We start from the raw sequence: 22,659 nt of genomic DNA, 5'->3' as shown, positions 1-22,659 counted from the left end.
GCATGCGGAAAGCTGTAACACCCTATCTCACCAATCCGGTCGTGCTGATCGGCGGATTCCTGACGATTGGCTGGCTGCTGGTGGCGATCTTTGCGCCAATCCTTGCGCCCTTCGATCCGATCCGCACGCTGTTGCCACTGGCAAAGCCCGGTACTGCCGCTCCGACAGGCGGCGTATTCTGGCTCGGCACCGACAAGCTCGGCCGCGATATCCTCTCACGCCTGATCTATGGCGCACGCACTGTCGTGGTGTTCTCGACGCTTGCGACCGTGACTGCCTATGTGGTCGGCGTGGCGCTCGGTCTTATCGCCGGCTACTGGCGCGGCTGGATCGATGCGGTCCTGTCCTACATCGCCAATGTGGTGCTCTCCTTCCCGGTTCTGGTGCTTTATATCGTCATCATCGTCGTTGTCGGCTCCTCGCCATTCAACATCGTGCTTGCGGTCACCTTCGGTAGTGCGCCGGCGATCTTCCGCATCGTGCGCGGCATTACCATCGATGTGTCGAGCCGCGACTTCGTGGCGTCTGCGGTGACACAGGGCGAAAGCACCTGGCGCATCATGCTCTTCGATATTCTGCCCAATGCCAGCGGCCCGCTCGCAGTCGATTTCTGCTTGCGCCTCGGCTACACGGCGATCACCATCGGCACGCTCGGCTTCCTCGGCCTCGGCCTGCCGCCACCAACGCCGGACTGGGGTACGATGGTCAATGAAGGCCGCGCCATGGCGATCGCCTTCCCGCATCTCGTCATCTTTCCATGCCTTGCGATCTCGTCGCTGATGCTGGGCTTGAGCCTGCTGGCAGACGGATTGCGAGAAGTCTCGGAAGCGCAGGGGAGGCGTGCATGAGCAGCAACGAAAGCCAACCGATCCTTCGGGTCGAAAATCTGAGTGTCGCGCTGCCGAAGGGCGCCGACAGGCCCTATGCCGTCAAGGCGGCGTGCTTCGATCTCAGGCCGCGTGAAATTCTCTGCGTTGTCGGGGAATCCGGGTCCGGCAAGTCGGTTCTGTCGGCCGCATTGATGGGGGCCGTACCGGAGGGGCTGAAGATTGCGGGCGGCAAAGTGATGCTCGGCGATACCGATCTCGTCGGCCTCTCCGAGAGGGCTTTCCGCGCCGTCAGGGGCAGTGATATCGCCATGATCTTCCAGGAGCCGATCGCCTCGCTCAATCCGGCGATGACGGTTTCGGCGCAGATTGAGGAAGTCTTCGAGCTGCATTCGGATTTCGATGCCGCCGAGCGCAAAAAGCGTGCCCGCGCGCTGATCGAATCCATGCATCTGCCGAACCCTGATCGTATCCTTAAGGCCTATCCGCATGAGCTCTCCGGCGGCCAGTGCCAGCGTGTCGTCATCGCCATGGCGCTTGCCATGAACCCGCGTGTGCTGATTGCGGACGAGCCAACGACTGCGCTCGACGTCACGACGCAGGCGCAGGTGCTGAAGCTCGTGCGCGAGCTTCGCAATATGCACGACCATGGCATTCTCTTCATTACGCATGACTTCGGTGTCGTTGCCGATATTGCCGACCGCGTGGCCGTCATGCGCTACGGCGAGATCGTCGAGATCGGCGAGGCAAGACAGGTGCTGACAGCGCCGAACCATCCCTACACCAAAGAGCTCATCGCCGCCGTGCCGAGCCTGAAGCCGCACGATCGTCCGGCTCCTCCGCAGGGTGAAGCGCCGGTGCTTGCCGTGCACGACTTGCAGCATTCCTACGGCAGCGTCCAGGTTTTGAAACATGTGGAGCTCAGCCTGTCGCCGGGCCGCGTGGTCTCCATCGTCGGTGAATCCGGCTGCGGCAAGTCTACCCTTGCCAAGGCGATGATCCGCCTGATCGAGCCGAAGAGCGGCCGGGTGGAAGTGGCGGGCGCCGATCTTCTCGGCCTTGCGCCGGCGCCGTTGCGCGCCCGGCGGCGGTCGATCCAGATGATTTTCCAGGATCCATTCGGCTCGCTCAATCCGCGCCGTCGCGTCGGGCCGATGATTGCACGCTCCGCCCAGCTCGCCGGCATGGAAGCAGGGGAGGCGCGGCGTCGGGCGGAAGAGCTGCTCGATCTCGTCGGTCTGCAGAAGAGTGCCTATTGGCGCAAGCCATCGGCCTTTTCCGGCGGGCAGCGCCAGCGCATCGGCATTGCCCGGGCGCTTGCCATGCGGCCGGATGTGCTGATCGCGGACGAGAGTGTTTCGGCGCTCGACGTCTCCGTGCAGGCACAGGTCCTGAAATTGCTTCGCGAGCTGCAGGAGAAGCTGCAGCTCGCCATCGTCTTCATCACCCACGACCTGCGCGTTGCTGCCCAGATCAGCGACGAGATCGTGGTGATGCAGAAGGGTGAAATCGTCGAGCGCGGCAGTGCGGCCCAGGTGCTGCAGGCGCCGACGCATCCCTATACGAGAACACTTCTAGAAGCGGCGCCGGGCCGCAGCACGTTCTAGCCGCCGCTTCCGGGCGACGGCACACCGTTTCGTTTCAACGCATGGTCGGCAGAGGCCGGCATGCGCGTGGTTAGCTATTGTCCTGAGGATACCGTCATGACGGAATATCGCAATTTCATCGCCGGAGAATTCCGGTCTTCCGGCACGCTGGTGCCGGTGCTCAATCCGGCAACGGAAGCTCAATTCGCCAAGGTACCTTCGGCGACTGCAGCCGAGGCTATCGAGGCCGTCGAGGCCGCGGCGAAGGCACAGAAGGAATGGCGGGCGCTGCCGGCGATTGCGCGCGGCGACGGGCTGCGGAAGCTCGCTGCCGTCATCGAACAGCGGGCGGGAAAGATCGGCGCGGCATTGGCGCTTGAATCCGGCAAGAGCCTTGCCGATGCGACGGGCGAGGCGATCTATGGCGCCGAGCTGATGCGCTACCACGCCGAATGGGCGCGGCGCATCGAGGGCGAGATCATTCCGAGCGACAATACCAATGAGACGCTGCTTCTGAAGCGCGAGGCGATCGGTGTTGTTGCCTGCCTGATACCCTTTAACTTCCCGATCTATACGCTGGTGCGGAAGATTGCGCCGGCGCTGATTGCCGGCAATGCCGTCGTCGTGCGCCCGAGCAATTCGACGCCAACCTCGGGTTTCGAGATTGCCAAAGCCGTGGCTGAGGCGGGACTGCCCGCGGGGCTTATCAACATTCTCACCATGTCGCACGAGGTTGCGGCCACACTTTGCACCCATCCCAAGGTGGGAATGATCACCCTGACCGGCAGCCTGCAGGCGGGCCGGGTCGTGCTTGACTATTGCAAGGCGAACATCGCCAAGCCGTCGCTGGAACTCGGCGGCAAGACGCCCGTTATCATCGAGCCGGATGCCGATCTCGATGCTGTTGCCGCCCAGCTCGTCGCCGCCAAGACCAATCATTGCGGTCAGCTCTGCACCGCGCCGGAGCGTGTTTATGTTCATCGCTCCATCCATGATGCGCTGCTTGCCAAGCTGAAGGCCGGTTTTGCTGTACGCGCCTTCGGCGACCGCTCAGTCGATGCGTCTCGCGTCGGGCCGCTCGCCACCAAGTCTGCGCAGACGAATGTGCACAAGGCCGTCCTGAAGGCCGTGGAGCAGGGCGCGCGCATCGAGGCGGGTGGTATCCTGCCTGAAAGCGCCGGCTTCTTCTATCCGCCGACGCTGCTGTCCAATTGCCGTCAGGACATGGAGATCATTGTCGAGGAAATATTCGGGCCGGTTCTGCCAGTCGTCGCCTATGACACGACCGAGGAGGCGCTGGCGCTTGCCAATGATCATCAGTTCGGTCTGAGCTCGGTGCTCTTCACCAACAATCACCGCACGATCATGCGCTTTTCCGACGCGATCGAGGCTGGTGAATTCTACGTCAACCGTTTTCCGGCAGATCCCTATCAGGGCTATCACGCCGGCTGGAAGCGCTCCGGTCTCGGCGGCGATGACGGCAAACACGGCATGCTCGAATTCACGCAGACACGCCTCGTCATACTCAAGCACTGAGGATAATGGCCATGCAGATCGCATCGCTTTCCACCCATGTCGTCGCCGTCCCGCCGCCACATATCGGCGGCATGTACTGGATCTTCGTGCGGCTGACGACGGCCGACGGTATCGAGGGTGTCGGGGAAATCTACTCGACTGCCTTCCATCCGAGGGCATTGGTGCCTCTGATCGAGGATGTCTTCCAGCGATACCTGCTCGGTCACGATCCGCATGATATCGAGCGCTTCTGGCGGCTTGCCTATTCGAGCGGTTTTACCCAGCGGCCGGATCCGACGATGATGGGCATCGTCTCCGGCCTGGAGATCGCCTGCTGGGACATTATCGGCAAGGCCGCCGGCAAGCCGGTGCACAAGCTGATCGGCGGGCGCGTGCACGAGAAGCTGCGCGCCTATACCTATCTCTATCCGAAGAATGCCGCCGGCGAATATGACTATAACGATCCGGATCTTGCCGCCGAATGCGCGGTGAAGATGGTCGAGATGGGCTTTACCGCCGTCAAGTTCGATCCGGCCGGTCCCTATACCGCCTATTCCGGCCATCAGGTTTCGCTCGGCGTCATGGACCGCTGCGAGGAGTTCTGCGCCAAGATTCGCGAGGCCGTCGGCAGCAGTGCCGATCTGCTCTTCGGCACGCATGGGCAGATGGTGCCGTCCTCGGCGATCCGGTTGGCGCAGCGGCTGGAGAAATATGATCCGCTCTGGTTCGAGGAGCCGGTGCCTCCCGGCCAGGAAGAGGCGATGGCGGAGGTTGCTCGCAAGACCTCGATCCCCATTTCGACGGGTGAGCGGCTGACAACGAAATACGAGTTCCAGCGCGTGCTGGAAACGGGTGCGGCCTCCATCCTGCAGATGAACGTGGCGCGCGCCGGCGGCATTCTGGAATCCAAGAAGATCGCGGGCATGGCTGAAGCCTATTACGCGCAGATCGCGCCGCATCTCTACAATGGTCCTATCGGTGCTGCCGCCAGTATTCAGCTTGCCGCTTCCTCGCCGAATTTCCTGATCCATGAGGCGATCGTCGATTTCTCGGGCTTCTACGCGGAGATCCTGAAGACACCGCTGCGCTTCGAGGACGGCTACCTGATCCCCTCAGACGAGCCGGGGCTGGGCGTGGAGCTCAATCTCGATGTCGTCGCGAAACACTCGCCCTACGAAGGGCAGCGACTCCATCTGCAAATGGATGACAAGCCCGCCGACGTGAAGGCATTTGCGCCGGCCCGCGGCTGAGAACGAAGATGACGACATACGATTACATCATCGTCGGCGCCGGCTCGGCCGGCTGCATTCTAGCCGCACGTCTCAGTGAGAGCGGCAGGCACAATGTGCTGCTGATCGAAGCCGGCGGCAATGACAGTTCGCCGTGGTTTCGTGTCCCGGTTGGCTATGCGCGCTCCTACTACGATCCGAAGGTCAACTGGATGTACTGGAGCGAGCCGGAGGCCGCGCTCAACGGCCGTCGCATTTATGCGCCACGCGGCAAGGTGCAGGGCGGTTCCGGCTCCATCAATGCGATGATCTTCGTGCGCGGCGCGGCTGATGATTTCGACGACTGGAAGGCTGCCGGCAACCTCGGGTGGGGTTATGAAGACGTGCTGCCTTTCTTCCGCAAGTTGGAGACGCATGCGGGCGGCGAGAGCAAATATCATGGCGGCGGCGGGCCGATCCATGTGACGCCGATGCGCGGCCAATCGCATGCGATTACCGACCGTTTCCTTGAGGCGTGCGCCGAACTGCAGATGCCGCTGAACGCGGATTTCAATGGCGAAAGCATCGAAGGCGCCGGCATCTACGACATCAATACGCGGAACGGCGTTCGCTCCTCATCATCGCTCGCCTATCTCAAACCGGCGCTCGGACGGCCCAATCTTGCTATCCTGCGCAACAGCCGGGTAAGGCGCATCATCGTCGATGCGGAAGCCCGCGCGACCGGCGTCGAAGTGATCGGCCCCGGCGGCATAACAAACTACTCGGCCCGACAGGAAGTCATCCTCTCGGCAGGTGCGGTCGATACACCGAAGCTGTTGCAGCTCTCCGGCATCGGCGACGGCGCGCATCTGCAATCCCTGGGCATTCCGCTGTTGCGGCACCTGCCGGCCGTCGGCAAGAACCTGCAGGATCATCTCTGTGCCAGCTTCTACTATCGCTCCACCGTGCCGACGCTGAACGACGAGCTCGGAACGTTGTTCGGTCAGGCGCGGCAGGCACTGCGCTATATCCTGACGCGGCGCGGGCCGCTCGCGCTCAGCGTTAACCAGGCCGGCGCCTTCCTGCGTGGCAGCCCGGATGAAGAGCGACCGAATATCCAGCTTTATTTCAATCCGCTCTCCTATCGTATTCCAACGGATCCGAAGGCAGGTCTGAAGCCGGAGCCCTATTCGGGTTTCCTTCTCGCCTTCAATTCCTGCAGGCCGACGAGCCGCGGCACGGTCGGCATCGTCTCGCCCGAGATGACGGAAGCGCCACAGATCAGGCCGAATTATCTCGGCACTGTGCATGACGAAGAAGAGGTCATTCAGGGCAGCCGGCTGGTGCGCCGGATCATGGAAGCGCCGGCCCTGCGGGCGATCACTGAAGTGGAGATGCCGCCTTCGGTGGAGGCCCAGACGGATGAGGAACTGCTTACCTATTTCCGCGGCTATTCCGGTTCGATCTACCACCTCTGCGGATCGGCTTCGATGGGGCCGGATGCCACGACATCCGTGGTTGACGCCTCCCTGAGGGTGCACGGCATCACCGGGCTGCGGATTGTCGATGCCTCGGTCTTCCCGAACATCACGGCCGGCAATATCAACGCACCGACGATGATGGTGGCGGAAAAAGGTGCAGCGATGATCCTCGCCGCTGCCTGAGAGCTAGTGGCGGTGGATCGGGTCGATCCACGGCACGTCCTCGGGCTTTTCGACCGGTTCGATGTCGAGGTTGACGACCACCGGTTCCTGGCCCGAGCGCACGACCACGCATTCCAGCGTCTCGTCACGGTTGGCATTGATTTCCTGATGAGGAACGAAAGGCGGCACGTAGATGAAATCGCCGGGGCCGGCTTCTGCAGTGAATTCGAGGTTTTCGCCCCAGCGCATGCGGGCTTTGCCTTTCACCACATAGATGATGCTTTCGAGATCGCCGTGATGATGGGCGCCGGTCTTGGCATTGGCATGGATCGTCACTGTGCCGGCCCAGATCTTTTCGGCCCCGGCGCGCGCATTGTTGATAGCGGTCGCGCGGTTCATGCCCGGCGTCTGCGCCGTATTCGGATCGAGCGCATTGCCGGGAATAACCTTCACGCCATGTTCGCGCCAGTCGATATGCTTGTGATCGTCGCTCATGCCGCTCCTCCTGCTTTCAAGCTGAATTTAGGTAAGGTCGGATCGACAGCCAAGGGCCGTCGATCCTTTACGCGCTATTCGCGGATCAGCACATGGTTCGCTTTCAGCCAGAAGGGTGGCAGGTAGAGCGGCGTGTCCGACAGGGGCAGGATACTGTCTTTCAGGGCGACGCCGAGCTTATCCGCCGTGAAGGCGCGGCGAGCAGCAATACGGGCGTGCATCTCAGGGTACTTCGTGCGGATCGCCTCTCTCAGCTTTGCATCTGCAAAGGCGATCGTATCCTCGCAGTTCAACGCCCAGCCGGCTGGCATGGGCACGGGGATGACGTCGACCTGGAACGGCATGCCTGAGCGCAGGCGTTCGGTGGAGCCTGGGCGGACCGGCGAATGCAGCCATTCCTCGTGGCTGCCGAGATGGCCGGGATTGAGCGCCGAGTTCAGGCCGGCAGATTTCAGTTTCCCGGTCACTGCTGTGAAGAGATCGCCACCGGTCGTGCCGATATCGGCCGTCTCGTACCAGGTGATCAGAGCTTCGAAATAGGCCTTGGCGGGTTTCAGAAAGGCGTCATCATGGTCGGTCAGCAGGCCGGCGCGGGAGGAGAGGGCGCCCCAGTAACCAAGGGCAGTCGTCACGCCGTCACCCTTCTTTACACGCCGTGCCGTCGGGCTGCGCAGGCCGACGATGGCCTCGCCGGAACTGACAGAGGCGAACATCGTGTGAAGGTTCAGCGGGTCGCCTTCATAGCCCAGTCTTCCGAGTGCCTCGAACTCGCTGTCGCCTTCGCGAACACCTGAGACGACGCGCCAGAGCGCGCGTGAGCAGCGGGCCGAAGCCCATTCGAATGCGGCGAGCTGGTCGACATCGACGACGGCACGCAAGCCGGTCTCCGGATGCATGAGAACGGTGGTCGCATCGGTGATCTTGCCGGCCAAGCGGCGCAGCGCAGAGACAATGAAGTCGGGCACGAAAAAGCAGTTTGCGTGATCCTCATCCTCCTCCGCCGAAAGATACTTCCAGCCGACGAGGCCGATGCTGTTACCCTTGCCGATGCCGGCGTCGCGCAGACGGTCTGCCAGGCGCGGGTTCTGGCTGCGGTCCTGGCCCATGAGGCTGAAGGTCTGGGCTCGCAGCACCTCGATGCCAGGCAGACGGGCGAGCACCGTGTAGCTCTCGGATTCGTTGCCCGTGATGATCACCCGCTTTCCCTTCGGACCGAGCAACAGCAGGGCCTCTTCGAAGCGTGGCTCGAAGCCGGAGAGGAACATGATGTTGCCGAAGTGCTCGCGGTCGGCATAGACCACCAGCCAATCGGTGCCAGCAGCTTTTAGCGCGGCGTCGGCGCGGGTGGCGTAGGTCTCCGCCGGGATCTGTGGCTGCTCGGCGCTGACAGGGCCAAAAGCGGGCAGGGTTATGGGTGAAAGGGTGATTGCCATACAGTTCCTCCATTCAAGCTGGCATTGAAGCGAAAAGGGCTGGTGGCACCGGTTTCAGTGCCGCGAAAGTGGATGATTGCAAGTTTCCGATAGCGAAGATGCGCTTCTGTGCGCTATCACGCCATGACAGGTTGGAAAGCGCTCGAATATGACTCAGAACAATGGCCGCGATGCCGCCCCGACGATTGCCGATGTTGCAAAGCTCGCCGGGGTGTCGCGTGCGGTTGCGAGCCGCGCGCTCTCCAACGAGCCGCGGCCGGTTTCTGCCGACAAGCGCGAGCGGGTGGTCGAGGCTGCCGCCCAGCTCGGCTACAAGCCGAACCTTCTGGCGCAAAGCCTGACGACCAAGACGGTCAACCTCGTCGCCGTCGTCGTCAACCATATCCACGACCTTTCGGATCTCGATCTTTTCGACCGGCTGCTCGATCAGATCCAGTCGATCGGCAAGCAGGTCATCATGATCCGCATCGGTTCTGTCGCCCGCGTCGAGGAATTCCTGCGCAACGGCGTCGCCTATCATGTCGATGCGGCACTGGTCTTTTCGGATTTTGCGGATGCGCCCACGGTCCGGCGCATGTTCCGCTCCGATCTCGTCGTCATGCTGAACGGTCTTCATGACGATCTTTCGCCCGTCGTTATTCCCGATGAAGGCAGCGGCATTGCCGAAGCCGTCGCTGATGCCGCCAAGAAGGGCGTGAAGCGGGCAGGTCTCGTCACCGGCCGTTCGTCGTCGCCGATGGAGCACGCGCGCATCGGCTTCTACAGACAGGCCTTCGCGGAGAATGGCATAGAGCTGGTGCGCACGGTGCAAGGCGACTATTCCTATGAGAGCGGCCACGCGGCGGCTGCGGAGCTGACCGGCGCGGGTTGCCCGGATGCAATTTTCTGCACGTCCGATGCGATGGCCATGGGCATTCTCGATGTCTGCCGTGCCGATTTTCCCGGCAACCGGCCGACACGTTTCCGGCTCTATGGTTTCGACAATCTCTCGCTCACCGATTTCGACGCCTATCCGATTTCCTCGATCGGTTACAACAAAGGCGTCTATGTCGAGCACGTCGTCGATTTCATCGCAAATCCCGGCGATTTTCACCCCGGCCAGCCGCCGGTCATCGTGCCAACGACCTATTTTCCGCGGTTAACCTCCTGATAGCAAACAGGCCGCCCGAAGGCGGCCTGTGAGGATTGTCTTACCACTGCGGGTTCAGAGCCGGCGGGTTGGCTTCGGCACCCCACCACTTCTTGTAATTGGCTTCATAGGCGCCCGACTGGATGTAGTCTGAGACGAACATATCGAGCCAGCGAACGAATTCCGGATCGCCCTTGGCAACAGCCATGCCGATCGGGTCGTTGGAATAGAGGCCGGCAAGGGTGACCAGCGTCGGGTTCTTGGTGGCGAGATAGTCGAGCAGCGAGGAGTCTTCGATTGCCGCATCGACACGCTTCTGCTGAAGCTGCAGGACGCCATCGGGCGCGAACTGGTCGACATAGACGAGCTGCGCATCCGGAACGGCGGACTTGAGGAAGGTTTCACCCGTGGTGCCACGGCCGACGACGACCTTCTTGCCAGCGAGATCCTTCAGCTCCTTGATGCCGGAGTCCTTCTGGACGATGACGCGCAGGCCGGCGCGGTTATAGGGGATCGAGAAATTGACGACCTTGGCGCGCTCGAGCGTAGCCGAGGTGTTGGCGATCGCGACGTCGATCTGGCCGGAGACCAGCATGGAGATGCGGGCGTCGCCCGAGACGTCGGTGAATTCGACCGGTACGCCGAGCTTTTCGGCCAGGCGAGTGGCAACGTCGACGTCATAGCCGACCGGGTTGTTCTGCGCGTCGCGGAAGCCGATCGGCTCACCGCCGAGCGATACGCCGATGCGAACGACGCCGCGCGAGCGGATGTCGTCGATCATGCCGGCAAAGGATGAAAGCGCAGAGCTGGCAACGACGGCCAGCGCGGCAATGGCTGTGAGAATGCGTTTCATGGTTCCATTTCCCTCTTCTTGATTATGCCAGTTTCGCTGCCCGGAGTTCCGGTTCGGGCATCGAGTCCTCCCAGAGCCAGTAGCGGATTTCGCCCTCGCATCTGAAATTCACGACCTCATGGTTCCCCTTGGCATCGACGGCGTGGATGACCACGCCGGCCAGGAAACCAGAGGAAAGTTCGTTGAGCTCCTCGACGGCCAGCTTGACGGCGTCGGAAAGCGAATAGCCGAATTTGAGCGCGAGCACGACGGTGCGCGCAGTCGAGCAGCGCATGGTCATTTCGCCGGTATGGGTGCAGGCGGCCGCGCCGTAACGGCTGTCGGCATAGAAGCCGGCGCCGGGAATGGGGCTATCGCCGAGGCGGCCGGGATATTTCCAGGCCCAGCCGGAGGTGGACGTCGCAGCGTGGATGCCGCGTGCCGGATCGGCCGACAGGAAGACGGTCGTGTCACGCACACGCTCGGGATCGGTGATGGCGCGGCTCAGCGGCGCCAGCGGGATATTGGGGAATTTCGCCAATTCGTCCGGCGAAAGTTCCTTTTCCAGCCGCTCCCACCAGACGCGCTTGCTGTCTTCGAACAGCACATCGTCTTCGGAGAAACCGATTTCACTGGCAAAGCGGCGCGCGCCGTCGCCAGTCAGCATCACATGCGGCAGGCGTTTCATCACCTCATGGGCGAGGCGGGCGACGGGCAATGTGTTCGGCACGGCGCCGACGGTGCCGACGTCACGCGTGTTGCCATCCATGACGGCGGCGTCGAGTTCCATGTTGCCGAGCATGTTCGGCCAGCCGCCGTAACCGACGCTGCGCACCTGGACTTCGCTTTCCACCTTGCTGATGCCGGCGACCATGGCGTCGAGGCTGATGGCGCCTTCGCGCAGCATCTGCACCGTCGTCGGGAAACCGGGCCAGGCTTCTTTATTGGCCAAGAGCAGCATGAATACCTCTAATCTTTGCGCATTTTGGACAGGAATTGGGCGATACGGGAGTTGGCCATACCGCCCTCGGCGGCGAAGAAATCCGCCGTCGGCAGGTCGACGAGCAACTTGCCCTTGTCGAGGAAGACGATGCGGTTGGAAATCTGCCGGGCGAATTCGATTTCGTGGGTGACGAAGAGCATGGTCGTGCCCTCGGTCGCCAGCTTGGCGAGGATCGCAAGGACTTCCGATGTCATTTCCGGGTCGAGCGCGCTGGTGACTTCATCGAGCAGCAGATAGCGCGGCTGCATGGCAAGCGCCCGGCAGATGCCGACGCGCTGGCGCTGGCCGCCGGAGAGCTGGGCCGGATAGGCTTCGGCCCGATCGCCTAGGCCGACGGACTGCAGCAGGGCGCGGGCGGTGGCTTCTGCTTCTGCACGAGGCTTCTTCAGCACTTCGATCGGCGCCAGCGTGATGTTTCCGAGCACCGTCATATGCGGATAGAGGTTGAAGAGCTGGAAGACGGTGCCAGAGCGCTTGCGGGCCTCGGCCAATTCCTTCGGCTTGCTGACGTCGAAATCATCGACGGTGATGCTGCCGCCGTTCAATTTTTCCAGGCCGTTGATGCAGCGGATCAGCGTCGACTTGCCGGAGCCGGAAGAGCCGAGGATGGAGACGACCTCGCCGGGATTGATGGTGAGATTGACGCCATCGAGAACGGTTGTAGGACCGAAGGCCTTCTGGACATTTTCTACTTTGAGCATATCAGAGCCCTCTCCAGGCGGCATGCGCCCTGAGGCGGTTTTCGAAGCGGGCGCCGAGCCATGCGAGCAGCTTGGCGCAGACGTAATAGAGCAGGCCGACCACTGTCCAGACGATGAAGGGCTTCAGCGTGCGCAGGTTGAGGATGTTGCCAATCTTGGTGAGATCGACGACGCCGATGACCGAGATCAGCGAAGTGACCTGCAGCTGGTTGACGAGAAGCGCCGTCAGCGGGCCGATGGCAAAGGCCATGGCTTGCGGCGCAACGACATGGCGCAGCACCTGCCAGCGGGTGAGGCCGAAGACGCGGGCCGCCTCGATCTGGTCGCGACCGATGGATTCGATGGCCGAGACCGCGATGACATAGACGAAGGCAGCCGAATTGGCCGACAGCGTGATCATCGCAGCCGTTGTCGGCGTGATGCGGAAATGGAACAGGCCGGGCAGGCCGAAGAAAACAAGGAAGAGTTGCACCAGAACAGGTGAATTCTTCAGGAGTTCGGCAAAAAAGGTGATCACCGGCGTCAGCACCGGTACACGATAGAAGCGGCAGATCGCCCAGAGTGTGCCGATCGACAGGCCGATCAGTGACGTCGAGAAGAACAGGCCGATGCTGACGCCGAGGCCCTGCAGCAGCAGCCAGATATCGAAGGGTGTAAAATCGGAGAAGCGCATCAGGCTACGGCCTCCATCATGTCGCGGTTCAGGCGGCGGTGGAGGAGGGCAATGCCGAGCGAGACCAGATAGGTCAACATGGCATAGACGACGAGCAGCACAACATAGACTTCGAAGGGCCGATAGGTCTGCGAAACGACGATCTGCGCCGAGCCGGTGAGTTCGTTCAGCGTGATGGTCGAGAGGATCGAGGACGTCAGGATCATGTTGATCAGTACGGAACCGAGCGGGCGAACGGAGGTTCTGAGCGCGATCGGTAACACGATCTTGGTGAAGATCACGCGGCGCGAGAGGCCGCTGACCTCCGCCGCTTCGATGATGCCTTGGTCGATCGCCAGAATGCCGGCGCGGATGACATCGGAGGCATAGGCGCCGCCGGCAATCGACAACGCAACGACGCCCGTGGTGAAGGCATCGATATAGATGCCGATCTCCGGCAGGCCGTAATAGAAGAAGAACAGCTGCACGATGAAGGGGACGTTGCGGAAGATATCGACGTAGACGAAGGAAATTCTGCGCAGAAGAACCGAGGAGGAGGTGCGCGCAATGGCAACGAAAGCGCCCATGATGACGCTGCCGACCAGCGCCAGGGCGCAGGCCTCCGCCGTCAGCAGCGCGCCTTGCGCGAGAAAGCCCAGATGGGGCAAGAGGATCGAAAGGTCGAACCGCACGATCACTCCCTTATGCACGATTGAAACCGGTTTCATCGTGTCGTTTGTGTGCGCTGATGTCAATAACGCCTGGTACGAAATGCTGATATATCTGTGACGAAAAGTTCGTTTTTACCGGTAACGTTCGGCGGAATATTTTTCGTCAAAAGGCGGAAAAGCTGGATGAATATGGACTGCACAATATCTCGCCACCTCGTTAGCCTTTATCGCACAAAGAAAGAGCAATCCGCATGAGCCAGCTTCCCCATATCGATTACGACACCGCTTCCGAAGAGATTCGCGCGGCGCATGACGAAGAAGTGCGGGTTCGCGGCAACATGACCAACATGAAGCGGACGTTGCTGCATTCGCCGCAGGCACACCGCATCTATGCCGAATGGTTCACGCTCAGGGCCGAGCTCAATCCTGCCATCAGCGACCGCGAGATCTGGATCTTCTCGCATTCGATCTCCAAGGCGCTGAAGTCCGACATTGCCATCACCTTCTTTCGCCGGGCTCTGATCAAGAACGGGTTCAATCCCGATGCCCTGGAGTTGAGCGATACCGAACAGCTGCTTAAACGTTTTGGCGCGGCAATCGTCGCCGATTCCAATGCCATTCCTGCCGATGTCTGGGCCGAGTTGAAGGCACGCTACGACACCAAGGTGCTCGTCGATCTCGTGGCCTTTGCCGGCATCATGATTGCTACTGCCGTCTACATCAATGTTGTCGAGGTCGATTTCGACCCCGAGCTTGAGGCTTTCGCCGAAGGCACCAACTGACTTTTTCATCACCCGAGGGGAGTTTTCCATGTCCATCATTACCAGCCGCGCCAAGCTGCTCGGCACTGTTTTCAGCCTGGCACTGGCATTCAGCGCGCCGGTTGTTCACGCCGAAACGCCTGCAAATGTGCTCGTCGTGGCCCAGTCCATCGACGATGCCGTCAGCTTCGACCCGGCCGAAGGCTTCGAGTTGACGACTGTCCAGTCCTTCAACAACATCTACCAGCGCCTCGTCCGGTCCAACCGCGATGACGGCACGAAGATCGAGGCTGCACTTGCCGCTACCTGGGAAGCCGGCAGCGATGGCAAGAGCCTGACATTCGCGCTTTCCGATGCCAAGTTCGCGTCCGGCAATCCGGTTCGCCCTGAGGACGTGATCTTCTCGCTGACGCGCGCCGTGAAACTCAACAAATCTCCCGCCTTCATCCTCAACGAACTCGGCTGGAAGGCCGACAATGTCGATGCCGCGATCACCAAGGTTGACGACAAGCATGTCAAGCTCACCTGGACGGCGGATGTCGGCTCCGGCTTCGCGCTGTCGATCCTCACGGCGCCGATCGCCTCCATCGTCGATGAGCAGACAGTTTCGCCGCAGGCCAAGGACAATGATTTCGGCAATGCTTGGCTGAAGACCAATTCGGCCGGCAGCGGCGCTTACACGATCACCACCTACACGCCGCATGAGGCGCTGGTGCTGCAAGCCAATGCCAATTCTTCCGATAAGCCGACGCTCGAAAGCGTCATCATCCGCAACGTGCCAGACGTCGGCGCACGTCGCCTGCTCGTCGAGCAGGGCGATGCCGATATCGGCCGCGGCCTGTCTGCCGACCAGATCGAAGCGCTGAAGGACAAGAGCGGCATCAAGGTGCTCTCCGTTCCCTCCGCCCGTCAGGACTATATCCTGCTGAACAGCAAGGCGAACCCGACGCTCGGCAACCCGGCTTTCTGGGAAGCGGCACGTTACCTCGTCGATTATGACGGCATCACCAAGAACCTGCTGCGCGGCCAGAGCAGCGTTCACCAGGCCTTCCTGCCGAACGGCTTCCCTGGCGCGCTCAGCGACACGCCTTTCAAGCTCGATGTCGAGAAGGCAAAGAAGATCCTTGCCGATGGCGGCATCAAGACGCCGTTCAAGATCGAATTCATCGTCTTCAACGACCAGCCGTTCCTGTCGATCGCCCAGTCGCTGCAGTCCACCTTCGCTCAGGCCGGCATCACGCTCGATATCCAGCCGGGTGTTGCGAGCGACATCTATGCCCGCGGCCGCGCCGGCAAGTTCGAGATGACGCTGCGTTACTGGATCCCGGATTATTTCGACGCGCACTCCAACGCCAGCGCCTTTGCGATCAACAAGGACAACTCGGCCAATACGGTTGCCAAGCAGGCCGGCTGGGTGATCCCGGAACTGACCGACGAGACGCTCGCCGCCGTAAAGGAACAGGACGCCGCCAAGCGCGCTGCGCTCTATCAGGATCTGCAGAAGAAGATCCAGGCAAGCTCGCCCTTCGTTTTCATGCTTCAAGGCAATGACCAGGTCGTGCTAAGCGACAAGGTGAAGAACTATGCCCAGGGCCTGAACGCAGACCAGGTCTATTACGACAAGGTAGCAAAATAAGTGCCGCAAACGGCAACGACAGATAATGCCGACATGACCAACTCCCGCCAGCGCAACAGCTGGCGGGAGTTGTCGTTCGTCTGGTCGCTTTCGAAATGGCTGTGGTCCTTTGCGCTGACGCTCTTCGGGCTGGCACTGGTGACCTTCGCAATGACGCGGTTATCGCCGATCGATCCGGCGCTGCAGCTCGTCGGCGATCATGCCAGCCAATCGACCTATGAACAGGCGCGGCTTGAGCTTGGGCTCGACCAGCCGCTGCCGGTGCAGTTTTTCCGCTATGTCGAGACGGCGCTGTCTGGCAATTTCGGCCAGTCGATCTCGACCGGCCAGCCGGTGGCGAAGGACATTGCCCGCACCTTTCCGGCGACGATCGAGCTTGCGACGGCGGCGATCATTCTTGGTGCCGTCATCGGTCTTGCGCTCGGTATAACCGCCGCCATGCGGCAGGGGACATGGGTGGACGGGCTTGCCCGTTTCGTGTCTCTCTTCGGCTATTCCGTGCCGATCTTCTGGCTTGGCCTGTTGATGCTGCTGCTGTTTTATGCCCGACTGCACTGGGCGCCGGGGCCGGGCAGGGCGGATGTCATCTTTCAATATACGGTCAAATCCGTCACCGGCTTTGCGCTTGTTGATACCTGGATCTCGGGCAAGGCGGGTGCCTTTCGCGACGCGCTGGCGCACCTGGCACTGCCGGCGATCGTGCTGGCCCTCCATGCGCTCGCCGCTATTTCGCGGCTGACGCGGGCCGCGATCCTTACCGAACTCGGGCAGGAATATGTGACGACGGCGCGCGCCAAGGGCGCGAGCCTCGGCCGCATCGTCTTCATCCATATCCTGCCGAATATTTCCGGGACGCTGCTGACAGTGATTGCTCTTTCCTATGCAAGCTTGCTGGAAGGCGCAGTGCTGACCGAGACCGTCTTTGCCTGGCCTGGCATCGGCCGGTATCTGACCACGGCGATGTTTGCCGGTGACATGCCGGCGATCCTCGGTGCGACGCTGGTCGTCGGGGCCTCCTTCGTGCTTCTCAACGCGCTGACCGATCTCGGCGTGGCGCGGCTGGATGCGGGGAGGAAGCGATGAGCGCGATCGTCCAAGAGCCGCTCGGCGGCCCATCCTTCCTACGGCGCATGCTGCGCTCGCCCTCGGCGGCGGTGGGCGGTGCCGTCGTGCTCTTCATTCTGGCACTTGCGCTGCTGGCACCGCTGATTGCGCCCTATGATCCGAACCTGCAGGAAACCGCCAATCGCCTGATGCCGCCTGATGCTGCGCACTGGTTCGGCACCGATGGTTTCGGCCGGGATATTCTGTCGCGCATCATCTATGGCGCGCGGCCGACGCTGCTGCTGGTGCTCGTGGTCGTGCTGTTGATGGCGCCGCTCGGCATTCTCGTCGGCATCCTCTCGGGTTTCTTCGGCGGGATGGCCGAGCGCGTGCTGATGCGGATCACCGATATCGTCATGTCCTTTCCGCGGTTGCTACTGGCCTTCGCCTTTGTCGCGATCATGGGGCCGGGCTTGATCAATGGTGCGCTGGCGCTGGCGCTGACAAGCTGGCCCGCCTATGCGCGGCAGGCCCGCGTCGAGACGGCGGCGCTGCGGCGCAGCGATTATCTGGCAGCGGCCGAAATGGTTGGTATCCACGGCGTAAGGCTACTCTGGGGGCACATCCTGCCGCTGGTGCTGCCTTCGGCGATCATTCGTCTGGCGCTTGATCTCTCGGGCATTATCCTTGCTGCCGCAGGCCTCGGCTTCCTCGGTCTCGGGGTGCGTCCGCCGACAGCGGAATGGGGTTCGATGGTATCGGAGGGAACGCAGGTAATCTTCGATCAATGGTGGGTGGCCGCGGTCCCCGGCTTTGCCATCCTGATCACCTCCTTCGCCTTCAACCTGCTGGCCGATGGCCTGCGCGATATCCTGGATCCGCGCCATGACTGAGCCGCTGCTTTCCATCGAGGATCTGTCGATCGCCTTTCCATCCGAGGCAGGGCCAGTGCGTGTCGTCGATGGCATTTCCTTCTCCGTCGGTCGCGAGGTCGTGGCGCTGGTCGGTGAATCCGGCTCCGGCAAGTCGATGACGGGCCGGGCGATCATGGGTCTATTGCCGCGTCGGGCCGAGGTGAGGGCAAAGCGTCTCGCCTTCGACAGGGAGGAGCTGACGACGCTGTCCGCGTCCGGCTGGAACAGGTTGCGCGGTAGTGGTCTCGGGCTGATTTTGCAGGATCCGAAATATTCGCTGAATCCGGCCCATAAGGTCGGCAGGCAGGTCGAAGAGGCGCTGCTTCTGCACACGAAACTATCGGCTGCCGAGCGGCGCGAGCGGGCGCTCGATATGCTGGGCAAGGTCGGTCTTCCGGATCCGAAGCGGATCTATTCCAGCTATCCCGCTTCCCTCTCGGGCGGCATGGGGCAGCGGGTGATGATCGCGGCCATGTTGATCAACCGGCCGAAACTGCTGATTGCCGACGAGCCGACCTCGGCTCTGGATCGCGGTCTGCAGGACCAGATCCTGACGCTGCTGCGGTCGCTGACGGAGGAACTCGGCATGGGACTTCTGCTCATCAGCCATGATCTGCAGCAGGTCTCGCGTTATGCCGACCGCGTCATGGTCATGCGGCATGGCAAGATCGAGGAGCAGATGGCGTCCGCCGATCTTGCCAATGCGAAATCGGATTATACGCGGGCGCTCTGGGCGGCGCGGCCTTCGGCTGCGACTTACGGGACGCGGCTGCCGGTTTATGGAGACGAGGCATGAGCGCGCTCTCCGTTTCCGATCTTTTCGTGACCTTCCAGAGCAGCGGCAAGGGTTTTACCGCCGTGCGTGGTGTCAGCTTCGACGTTGCGCCGGGCGAGACGTTCGGGCTGATCGGTCCCTCCGGCTGCGGCAAAACGACGGCGCTGCGTGCTGTTGCCGGGCTGAACACCAATTGGCAGGGCTCCATCACTGTCTTCGATGAGGCGCTGCAGCCGGGGCATAAGATTACCGGCGCGTTGCGATCCAATATCCAGATGGTGTTTCAGGATCCTTATTCGTCACTGCATCCGCGCCATCGCGTTTCCCGCATTCTCGGCGAGCCGCTAGTCTTGCGGGGCGTCCGCAATGTCGAGGATGAGGTTCGCATCGCGCTCGATCAGGTCGGCCTGCCGGCCGCCGCAGCTGGACGATATCCGCACCAGCTTTCCGGCGGACAGCGGCAGCGCGTGGCGATTGCGCGTGCGCTGCTCTTGAAGCCGAAGCTGCTGCTGCTCGACGAGCCGACCTCGGCGCTGGATGTCTCGGTCCAGGCCGAAATCCTCAACCTGCTGAACGACCTGAAGTCTTCGCATGGTATGACCTTCGTGCTCGTCAGCCACGATCCCGGTGTCGTTGCGCATATGTGCGACCGGGCCGTGCTGATGCAGTCCGGTCGCATCGAAAGCGAACTCGACCGCGCCGCGCTTTCGCAAGGCGGCTGGGTCGAACAGCTTGCCCTCCACTAGTCAGGCGATTGGCAGGATCAATACGTCGCGAGCCGGCACCTCTATGCGGCCAGCATCATAGGCATGGTTCACCGGCCAGGCGGGCTTGCTGCCCGACAGTTTTCCATCTGCGAGAGTGACTGTTGTCGTCTGTACCTTACGCGTCGGATTGACCAGCCAGAGGAAGCTTCCCTTCTCGCCCTTGTGGATTCGGGCGAAGACCGCATCATTGGAAAGCGTCGCATGACGCGCCCTGCCGCTCCATTTCACCAGTTCGGCGAAGAAGGTGGCGTTGGCCTTGCCATCGGTGCGATAGAAGGCGACCGACGGGTTGGTGCCGATCAGCAGGGTACGGCCCTCGCCAAAGCGGTTTTCGACGATGGCAAGACGTCCGCCGTCGAAGGTGCCGCGGCCGGTGCCGCCGGTCAGGCGGTAGGATTGCAGGAGACCGCCGCCATCGACGGCGGTTTCGTCGAACTTGAAGTGGATGCGGTTGCCGATATCAGGCATGAACTCCACTTCTTCTTCACGGGCGCCGAAGACTTCATCGAGGCCCATATTCGGCTGTACTTGACCGACATGGCCGCGGTCACCGAAATAGCCGGGGCAGGCTTCGGCAATCAGCGTGCCGCCCTTTTCCACCCAGGCCTTGAGGCGCGATGCCTGCTCGGCGGTGAACATGATCGGGTAGGGGAAATAGAGGAAGTCGTAGGCGTCGATATCATCGATATGCACCCAGTCCGGCTGCAAGCCCTGACCGAGGAAGGCGCGATAGGCGCCCCACATGGCTTCCGGATAAGGCTTTTCCTTTCGGTCGTAATTCAGCAGGTAATCCCATTCCTGTGTTTCTGGGACCACGAGAATGCCGATCTCACCACGAACAGGCTTTGCGTCCCAGAGTGCCTTCTGCGCCGGATCATTCGCCCATTTCGCCATCGCGCTTTGCATATCGGAACGCGGCGTGCGGCTGCCGTCCATGCCATAGGCACCGAAGGCGCCAAAGAGTGGGCCATCGAGCAGCGGGCGCCAGCGCAGGTTCAGGACGCCGCGAGCGCCGCCGGCAAAGGAGGTCATGCTCCAGATGCGGATATCCTCGGGCTCAGCGACACGACCGTCTTCCTTGTCGCGGCCGATCACCTGCGGCTGCAGCCAGAGCGGGCCGCCCTGACGCTCGGCATGCCAGAAAGGCTTGCCGCGGGCAGCGGCGCGGTTGATATCGACGCCGTACCAGGTCTTCCACGGCTCCGTGCCCTTGCGGGCCTGGATCCAGGTGAAGCCGTAGATTTCCACCTTGGAGGCGGCGAGCCAGTCGTCGCAGCCATTGGCAGCCATGTTTGGTATCGCGCCGGAAATGCCGTGGGCGGCAATGACGTTCTTCTGGTCGACGGCGCGGATCGTATCGATGCGCCACTGCATCTGGCCATAGAAGTTGTCGCGCTTGAACTGCAGCCAGTCGATGCATTCAGGGTAGGGCGCCATATGGACCGGCGGCTCGATATCGTCCCATTCGGCATAGCTATAGCGATGCCATGCCTTGGCGAGCACGTTCAGGCTGCCGTATTTCTTCTCCAGCCATTTGCGGAACGCGGCCTTGGCATAGCTGCTGTAATCGACATCGGCGGAATAGTTGACCTCGTTCCAGACGTCGTAACCGTAAATCGCCGGATGGTCCTTGTAGCGGGTGGCGAGTGCCGTCAGGAACTTGCCGGCGGCTTCCTTCACTTCCGGGCAGTTCAGTGTCAGCGCACCGGCGCCACCGCCATTGTTGGAAAAGCCTCCGGTTGCGGCCGAAACGCCCATATAGGAGCCGAGCCTGGTGCCGTCGGCATTGACCTGCAGCGCATCGGCATATTTGCGCACCGCCCAGTCAGGCACGGCATGAATGAGCTCGGCGATAACCGTCTTGATGCCGTTCTTGGCGGCGAGGTCGAGCTGGCGGTCATATTCCTCCCAGTCGTAGACGCCGGGGGCCACTTCGATCGCGCTCCACATGAACCAGTGGCGGAAGATGTTGAGGCCATCTTCGCCGGCGGTCGTGTAGTCGCGTTCCCAATCGTCGCGCGGCGGATTGGACTTGCGGAAATAGACGGCGCCGTAGGGGAATTGAATATCGTTTCTAAGCATTGTCCTGTCCTTCTCTATCAATGTCCGGACATGGCTTCGCCGTCCGGAGAAACGGCTCCGGCAGGAGGCAATCGAAGATATCGTCCGGGTGTTCTAGGTGGTCCTGATCTAGCGCGGCCCTCCGGCGAGGAGGTCGAGCGTGCGGATAAGGGCGGAATGGTCGCGTTCACCATCGCCATTGGCGATCGCGGCATTCATGAGCTGCTGGGTGGCGGCCGTGTTCGGCAGCGAAAGGTCGAGCGCGCGAGCCGCATCGACGGCGAGCGTCATGTCCTTGCGGTGCAGGCGGATGCGGAAGCCCGGTTCGAAAGTCTCCTTGACCATGCGTTCGCCGTGTACTTCGAGAATGCGCGAGGCGGCAAAGCCACCCATTAGGGCCGCGCGCACCTTGGCCGGATCGGCGCCGGCGCGTTTGGCAAAAAGCAGCGCTTCGGAGACGGCCTCGATGGTGAGGCCTACGATGATCTGGTTGGCGACCTTGGCCGTCTGGCCGTCACCGACGCCGCCGACCAGCGTGATGTTCTTCCCCATCTTTTCAAACAGCGGCCTGGCGCGCTCAAAGGCTGCTTCCTTGCCGCCGATCATGATCGTCAGCGAGGCGGCTTTGGCGCCGACTTCACCGCCGGAAACGGGAGCGTCGACATAATCGCAGTCGAGCGCTTCGATGCGCCTCGCGAACTCCTTGGTGGCGACGGGCGAGATCGAGCTCATATCGATGACCAGCTTGCCGGCCGAAAGGCCCGCGGCCACCCCGTTCTCGCCGAAGAGGACCGCTTCGACATCAGGCGTATCCGGCAACATCAGGATGATGATGTCGGAGGCTTCCGCGACGGCCTTGGCGCTGGCAGTTGCCTTGCCGCCCTTGGTGACGAGATGCTGCGAGGCTTCCTTCACGCGGCTCAGATGCAGCGTATGGCCGGCATCGATCAGGTGTTCCGCCATCGGGCGGCCCATGACGCCCAGTCCGATAAAACCGATATTCATG

21 protein-coding genes are annotated in these 22,659 nt (G+C 61.9%); 12 read left to right on the top strand and 9 right to left on the bottom strand.

Annotated features, from left to right (window positions below; translation table 11 throughout):
- The first annotated feature begins 2 nt into the window (after positions 1-2).
- The 5 genes from AB4Z13_RS23215 to AB4Z13_RS23195 all read left to right on the top strand — a co-directional run bounded on the left by AB4Z13_RS23215 (position 3) and on the right by AB4Z13_RS23195 (position 6,800).
- Entirely contained in the window at positions 3-848 is an 846-nt protein-coding gene (locus tag AB4Z13_RS23215) for an ABC transporter permease (protein ID WP_439016368.1), read from the top strand.
- Positions 845-2,434 carry a dipeptide ABC transporter ATP-binding protein gene (locus AB4Z13_RS23210; RefSeq protein WP_442206913.1) on the top strand — a complete coding sequence of 530 codons (1,590 nt, stop codon included), beginning with the start codon at positions 845-847 and terminating at the stop codon, positions 2,432-2,434. The genes AB4Z13_RS23215 and AB4Z13_RS23210 overlap by 4 nt, the downstream gene beginning before the upstream one ends.
- A gap of 96 nt (positions 2,435-2,530) precedes the next feature.
- Positions 2,531-3,949, top strand: coding sequence for an aldehyde dehydrogenase family protein (locus tag AB4Z13_RS23205; RefSeq protein ID WP_442206912.1), 1,419 nt, complete (start codon positions 2,531-2,533; stop codon positions 3,947-3,949).
- A gap of 11 nt (positions 3,950-3,960) precedes the next feature.
- Complete coding sequence (locus tag AB4Z13_RS23200; protein WP_442206911.1) at positions 3,961-5,178, top strand: mandelate racemase/muconate lactonizing enzyme family protein; 1,218 nt, start codon at positions 3,961-3,963, stop codon at positions 5,176-5,178.
- Positions 5,179-5,186: 8 nt separating this feature from the next.
- Positions 5,187-6,800 carry a GMC family oxidoreductase gene (locus AB4Z13_RS23195; RefSeq protein ID WP_442206910.1) on the top strand — a complete coding sequence of 538 codons (1,614 nt, stop codon included), beginning with the start codon at positions 5,187-5,189 and terminating at the stop codon, positions 6,798-6,800.
- A gap of 3 nt (positions 6,801-6,803) precedes the next feature.
- On the opposite strand, the gene AB4Z13_RS23190 is transcribed toward AB4Z13_RS23195, so the two are convergent.
- Both AB4Z13_RS23190 and AB4Z13_RS23185 read right to left on the bottom strand, forming a co-directional pair.
- The gene (locus AB4Z13_RS23190) at positions 6,804-7,274 is read right to left on the bottom strand and encodes a cupin domain-containing protein (RefSeq protein ID WP_025668423.1); all 471 of its coding nucleotides are present in this window, start codon (positions 7,272-7,274) and stop codon (positions 6,804-6,806) included.
- A 74-nt stretch (positions 7,275-7,348) separates the two neighbouring features.
- Positions 7,349-8,707: a M24 family metallopeptidase gene (locus AB4Z13_RS23185; RefSeq protein WP_113319535.1), complete on the bottom strand. Its 1,359-nt coding sequence runs from the start codon at positions 8,705-8,707 to the stop codon at positions 7,349-7,351.
- Between the two features lie 148 nt (positions 8,708-8,855).
- Between AB4Z13_RS23185 and AB4Z13_RS23180 the strand changes: the two genes are divergently transcribed.
- Entirely contained in the window at positions 8,856-9,857 is a 1,002-nt protein-coding gene (locus AB4Z13_RS23180) for a LacI family DNA-binding transcriptional regulator (RefSeq protein WP_113319536.1), read from the top strand.
- Positions 9,858-9,897: 40 nt separating this feature from the next.
- Here the strand turns inward: AB4Z13_RS23180 and AB4Z13_RS23175 are convergent, their stop codons facing one another.
- Genes AB4Z13_RS23175 through AB4Z13_RS23155 form a run of 5 tightly spaced genes read right to left on the bottom strand, consistent with a single transcriptional unit; the run spans position 9,898 to position 13,716 of the window.
- The gene (locus tag AB4Z13_RS23175; RefSeq protein ID WP_442206909.1) at positions 9,898-10,689 is read right to left on the bottom strand and encodes a transporter substrate-binding domain-containing protein; all 792 of its coding nucleotides are present in this window, start codon (positions 10,687-10,689) and stop codon (positions 9,898-9,900) included.
- Between the two features lie 22 nt (positions 10,690-10,711).
- Positions 10,712-11,629: an isoaspartyl peptidase/L-asparaginase gene (locus tag AB4Z13_RS23170; protein WP_113319538.1), complete on the bottom strand. Its 918-nt coding sequence runs from the start codon at positions 11,627-11,629 to the stop codon at positions 10,712-10,714.
- Between the two features lie 8 nt (positions 11,630-11,637).
- Complete coding sequence (locus AB4Z13_RS23165) at positions 11,638-12,372, bottom strand: amino acid ABC transporter ATP-binding protein (RefSeq protein WP_442206908.1); 735 nt, start codon at positions 12,370-12,372, stop codon at positions 11,638-11,640.
- 1 nt (position 12,373) lies between these two features.
- The gene (locus tag AB4Z13_RS23160) at positions 12,374-13,045 is read right to left on the bottom strand and encodes an amino acid ABC transporter permease (RefSeq protein WP_113319540.1); all 672 of its coding nucleotides are present in this window, start codon (positions 13,043-13,045) and stop codon (positions 12,374-12,376) included.
- A complete protein-coding gene (locus AB4Z13_RS23155) occupies positions 13,045-13,716 on the bottom strand; it encodes an amino acid ABC transporter permease (RefSeq protein WP_113319579.1) in 672 nt (223 codons plus the stop codon). The genes AB4Z13_RS23160 and AB4Z13_RS23155 overlap by 1 nt, the downstream gene beginning before the upstream one ends.
- Before the next feature lie 230 nt (positions 13,717-13,946).
- Here AB4Z13_RS23155 and AB4Z13_RS23150 point away from each other — a divergent pair, with 230 nt between their 5' ends.
- The 6 genes from AB4Z13_RS23150 to AB4Z13_RS23125 are packed head-to-tail and all read left to right on the top strand — an operon-like array spanning position 13,947 to position 19,571.
- Positions 13,947-14,477: a hypothetical protein gene (locus AB4Z13_RS23150; protein WP_037104406.1), complete on the top strand. Its 531-nt coding sequence runs from the start codon at positions 13,947-13,949 to the stop codon at positions 14,475-14,477.
- Positions 14,478-14,505: 28 nt separating this feature from the next.
- Positions 14,506-16,092 (top strand): ABC transporter substrate-binding protein, encoded by a 1,587-nt coding sequence (locus AB4Z13_RS23145; protein WP_113319541.1) that lies wholly within the window; start codon positions 14,506-14,508, stop codon positions 16,090-16,092.
- Complete coding sequence (locus AB4Z13_RS23140) at positions 16,093-17,175, top strand: ABC transporter permease (protein WP_113319542.1); 1,083 nt, start codon at positions 16,093-16,095, stop codon at positions 17,173-17,175.
- On the top strand, positions 17,172-18,029 hold the full coding sequence (locus AB4Z13_RS23135; protein WP_113319543.1) for an ABC transporter permease: 858 nt from the start codon (positions 17,172-17,174) through the stop codon (positions 18,027-18,029). The genes AB4Z13_RS23140 and AB4Z13_RS23135 overlap by 4 nt, the downstream gene beginning before the upstream one ends.
- Positions 18,022-18,846: an ABC transporter ATP-binding protein gene (locus tag AB4Z13_RS23130; RefSeq protein ID WP_113319544.1), complete on the top strand. Its 825-nt coding sequence runs from the start codon at positions 18,022-18,024 to the stop codon at positions 18,844-18,846. Before AB4Z13_RS23135 ends, AB4Z13_RS23130 begins: the two co-directional genes overlap by 8 nt.
- Complete coding sequence (locus tag AB4Z13_RS23125; protein WP_113319545.1) at positions 18,843-19,571, top strand: ABC transporter ATP-binding protein; 729 nt, start codon at positions 18,843-18,845, stop codon at positions 19,569-19,571. Before AB4Z13_RS23130 ends, AB4Z13_RS23125 begins: the two co-directional genes overlap by 4 nt.
- On the opposite strand, the gene AB4Z13_RS23120 is transcribed toward AB4Z13_RS23125, so the two are convergent.
- Positions 19,572-21,674, bottom strand: a complete 2,103-nt coding sequence (locus AB4Z13_RS23120) for an alpha-amylase family protein (RefSeq protein WP_113319546.1) — start codon at positions 21,672-21,674, stop codon at positions 19,572-19,574.
- Between the two features lie 108 nt (positions 21,675-21,782).
- Positions 21,783-22,658, bottom strand: a complete 876-nt coding sequence (locus AB4Z13_RS23115; protein ID WP_113319547.1) for a 2-hydroxy-3-oxopropionate reductase — start codon at positions 22,656-22,658, stop codon at positions 21,783-21,785.
- Position 22,659: the final 1 nt, after the last annotated feature.

The sequence above is a fragment of the Rhizobium sp. YAF28 genome (assembly GCF_052113285.1).
Classification (GTDB): Bacteria; Pseudomonadota; Alphaproteobacteria; order Rhizobiales; family Rhizobiaceae; genus Rhizobium.
The sequence above is the reverse complement of the archived record's forward strand: the minus strand, read 5'-3'. Positions and strand labels throughout refer to the sequence as shown.

Coding starts and splice junctions, on each gene's coding strand:
- AB4Z13_RS23170 (WP_113319538.1), bottom strand. CDS start 11,629: ATGCTGCTCTTGGCCAATAAAGAAGCCTGGCCCGGTTTCCCGACGACG.
- AB4Z13_RS23180 (WP_113319536.1), top strand. CDS start 8,856: ATGACTCAGAACAATGGCCGCGATGCCGCCCCGACGATTGCCGATGTT.
- AB4Z13_RS23205 (WP_442206912.1), top strand. CDS start 2,531: ATGACGGAATATCGCAATTTCATCGCCGGAGAATTCCGGTCTTCCGGC.
- AB4Z13_RS23165 (WP_442206908.1), bottom strand. CDS start 12,372: ATGCTCAAAGTAGAAAATGTCCAGAAGGCCTTCGGTCCTACAACCGTT.
- AB4Z13_RS23190 (WP_025668423.1), bottom strand. CDS start 7,274: ATGAGCGACGATCACAAGCATATCGACTGGCGCGAACATGGCGTGAAG.
- AB4Z13_RS23130 (WP_113319544.1), top strand. CDS start 18,022: ATGACTGAGCCGCTGCTTTCCATCGAGGATCTGTCGATCGCCTTTCCA.
- AB4Z13_RS23215 (WP_439016368.1), top strand. CDS start 3: ATGCGGAAAGCTGTAACACCCTATCTCACCAATCCGGTCGTGCTGATC.
- AB4Z13_RS23160 (WP_113319540.1), bottom strand. CDS start 13,045: ATGCGCTTCTCCGATTTTACACCCTTCGATATCTGGCTGCTGCTGCAG.
- AB4Z13_RS23200 (WP_442206911.1), top strand. CDS start 3,961: ATGCAGATCGCATCGCTTTCCACCCATGTCGTCGCCGTCCCGCCGCCA.
- AB4Z13_RS23150 (WP_037104406.1), top strand. CDS start 13,947: ATGAGCCAGCTTCCCCATATCGATTACGACACCGCTTCCGAAGAGATT.
- AB4Z13_RS23175 (WP_442206909.1), bottom strand. CDS start 10,689: ATGAAACGCATTCTCACAGCCATTGCCGCGCTGGCCGTCGTTGCCAGC.
- AB4Z13_RS23120 (WP_113319546.1), bottom strand. CDS start 21,674: ATGCTTAGAAACGATATTCAATTCCCCTACGGCGCCGTCTATTTCCGC.
- AB4Z13_RS23115 (WP_113319547.1), bottom strand. CDS start 22,658: ATGAATATCGGTTTTATCGGACTGGGCGTCATGGGCCGCCCGATGGCG.
- AB4Z13_RS23125 (WP_113319545.1), top strand. CDS start 18,843: ATGAGCGCGCTCTCCGTTTCCGATCTTTTCGTGACCTTCCAGAGCAGC.
- AB4Z13_RS23210 (WP_442206913.1), top strand. CDS start 845: ATGAGCAGCAACGAAAGCCAACCGATCCTTCGGGTCGAAAATCTGAGT.
- AB4Z13_RS23145 (WP_113319541.1), top strand. CDS start 14,506: ATGTCCATCATTACCAGCCGCGCCAAGCTGCTCGGCACTGTTTTCAGC.
- AB4Z13_RS23135 (WP_113319543.1), top strand. CDS start 17,172: ATGAGCGCGATCGTCCAAGAGCCGCTCGGCGGCCCATCCTTCCTACGG.
- AB4Z13_RS23185 (WP_113319535.1), bottom strand. CDS start 8,707: ATGGCAATCACCCTTTCACCCATAACCCTGCCCGCTTTTGGCCCTGTC.
- AB4Z13_RS23195 (WP_442206910.1), top strand. CDS start 5,187: ATGACGACATACGATTACATCATCGTCGGCGCCGGCTCGGCCGGCTGC.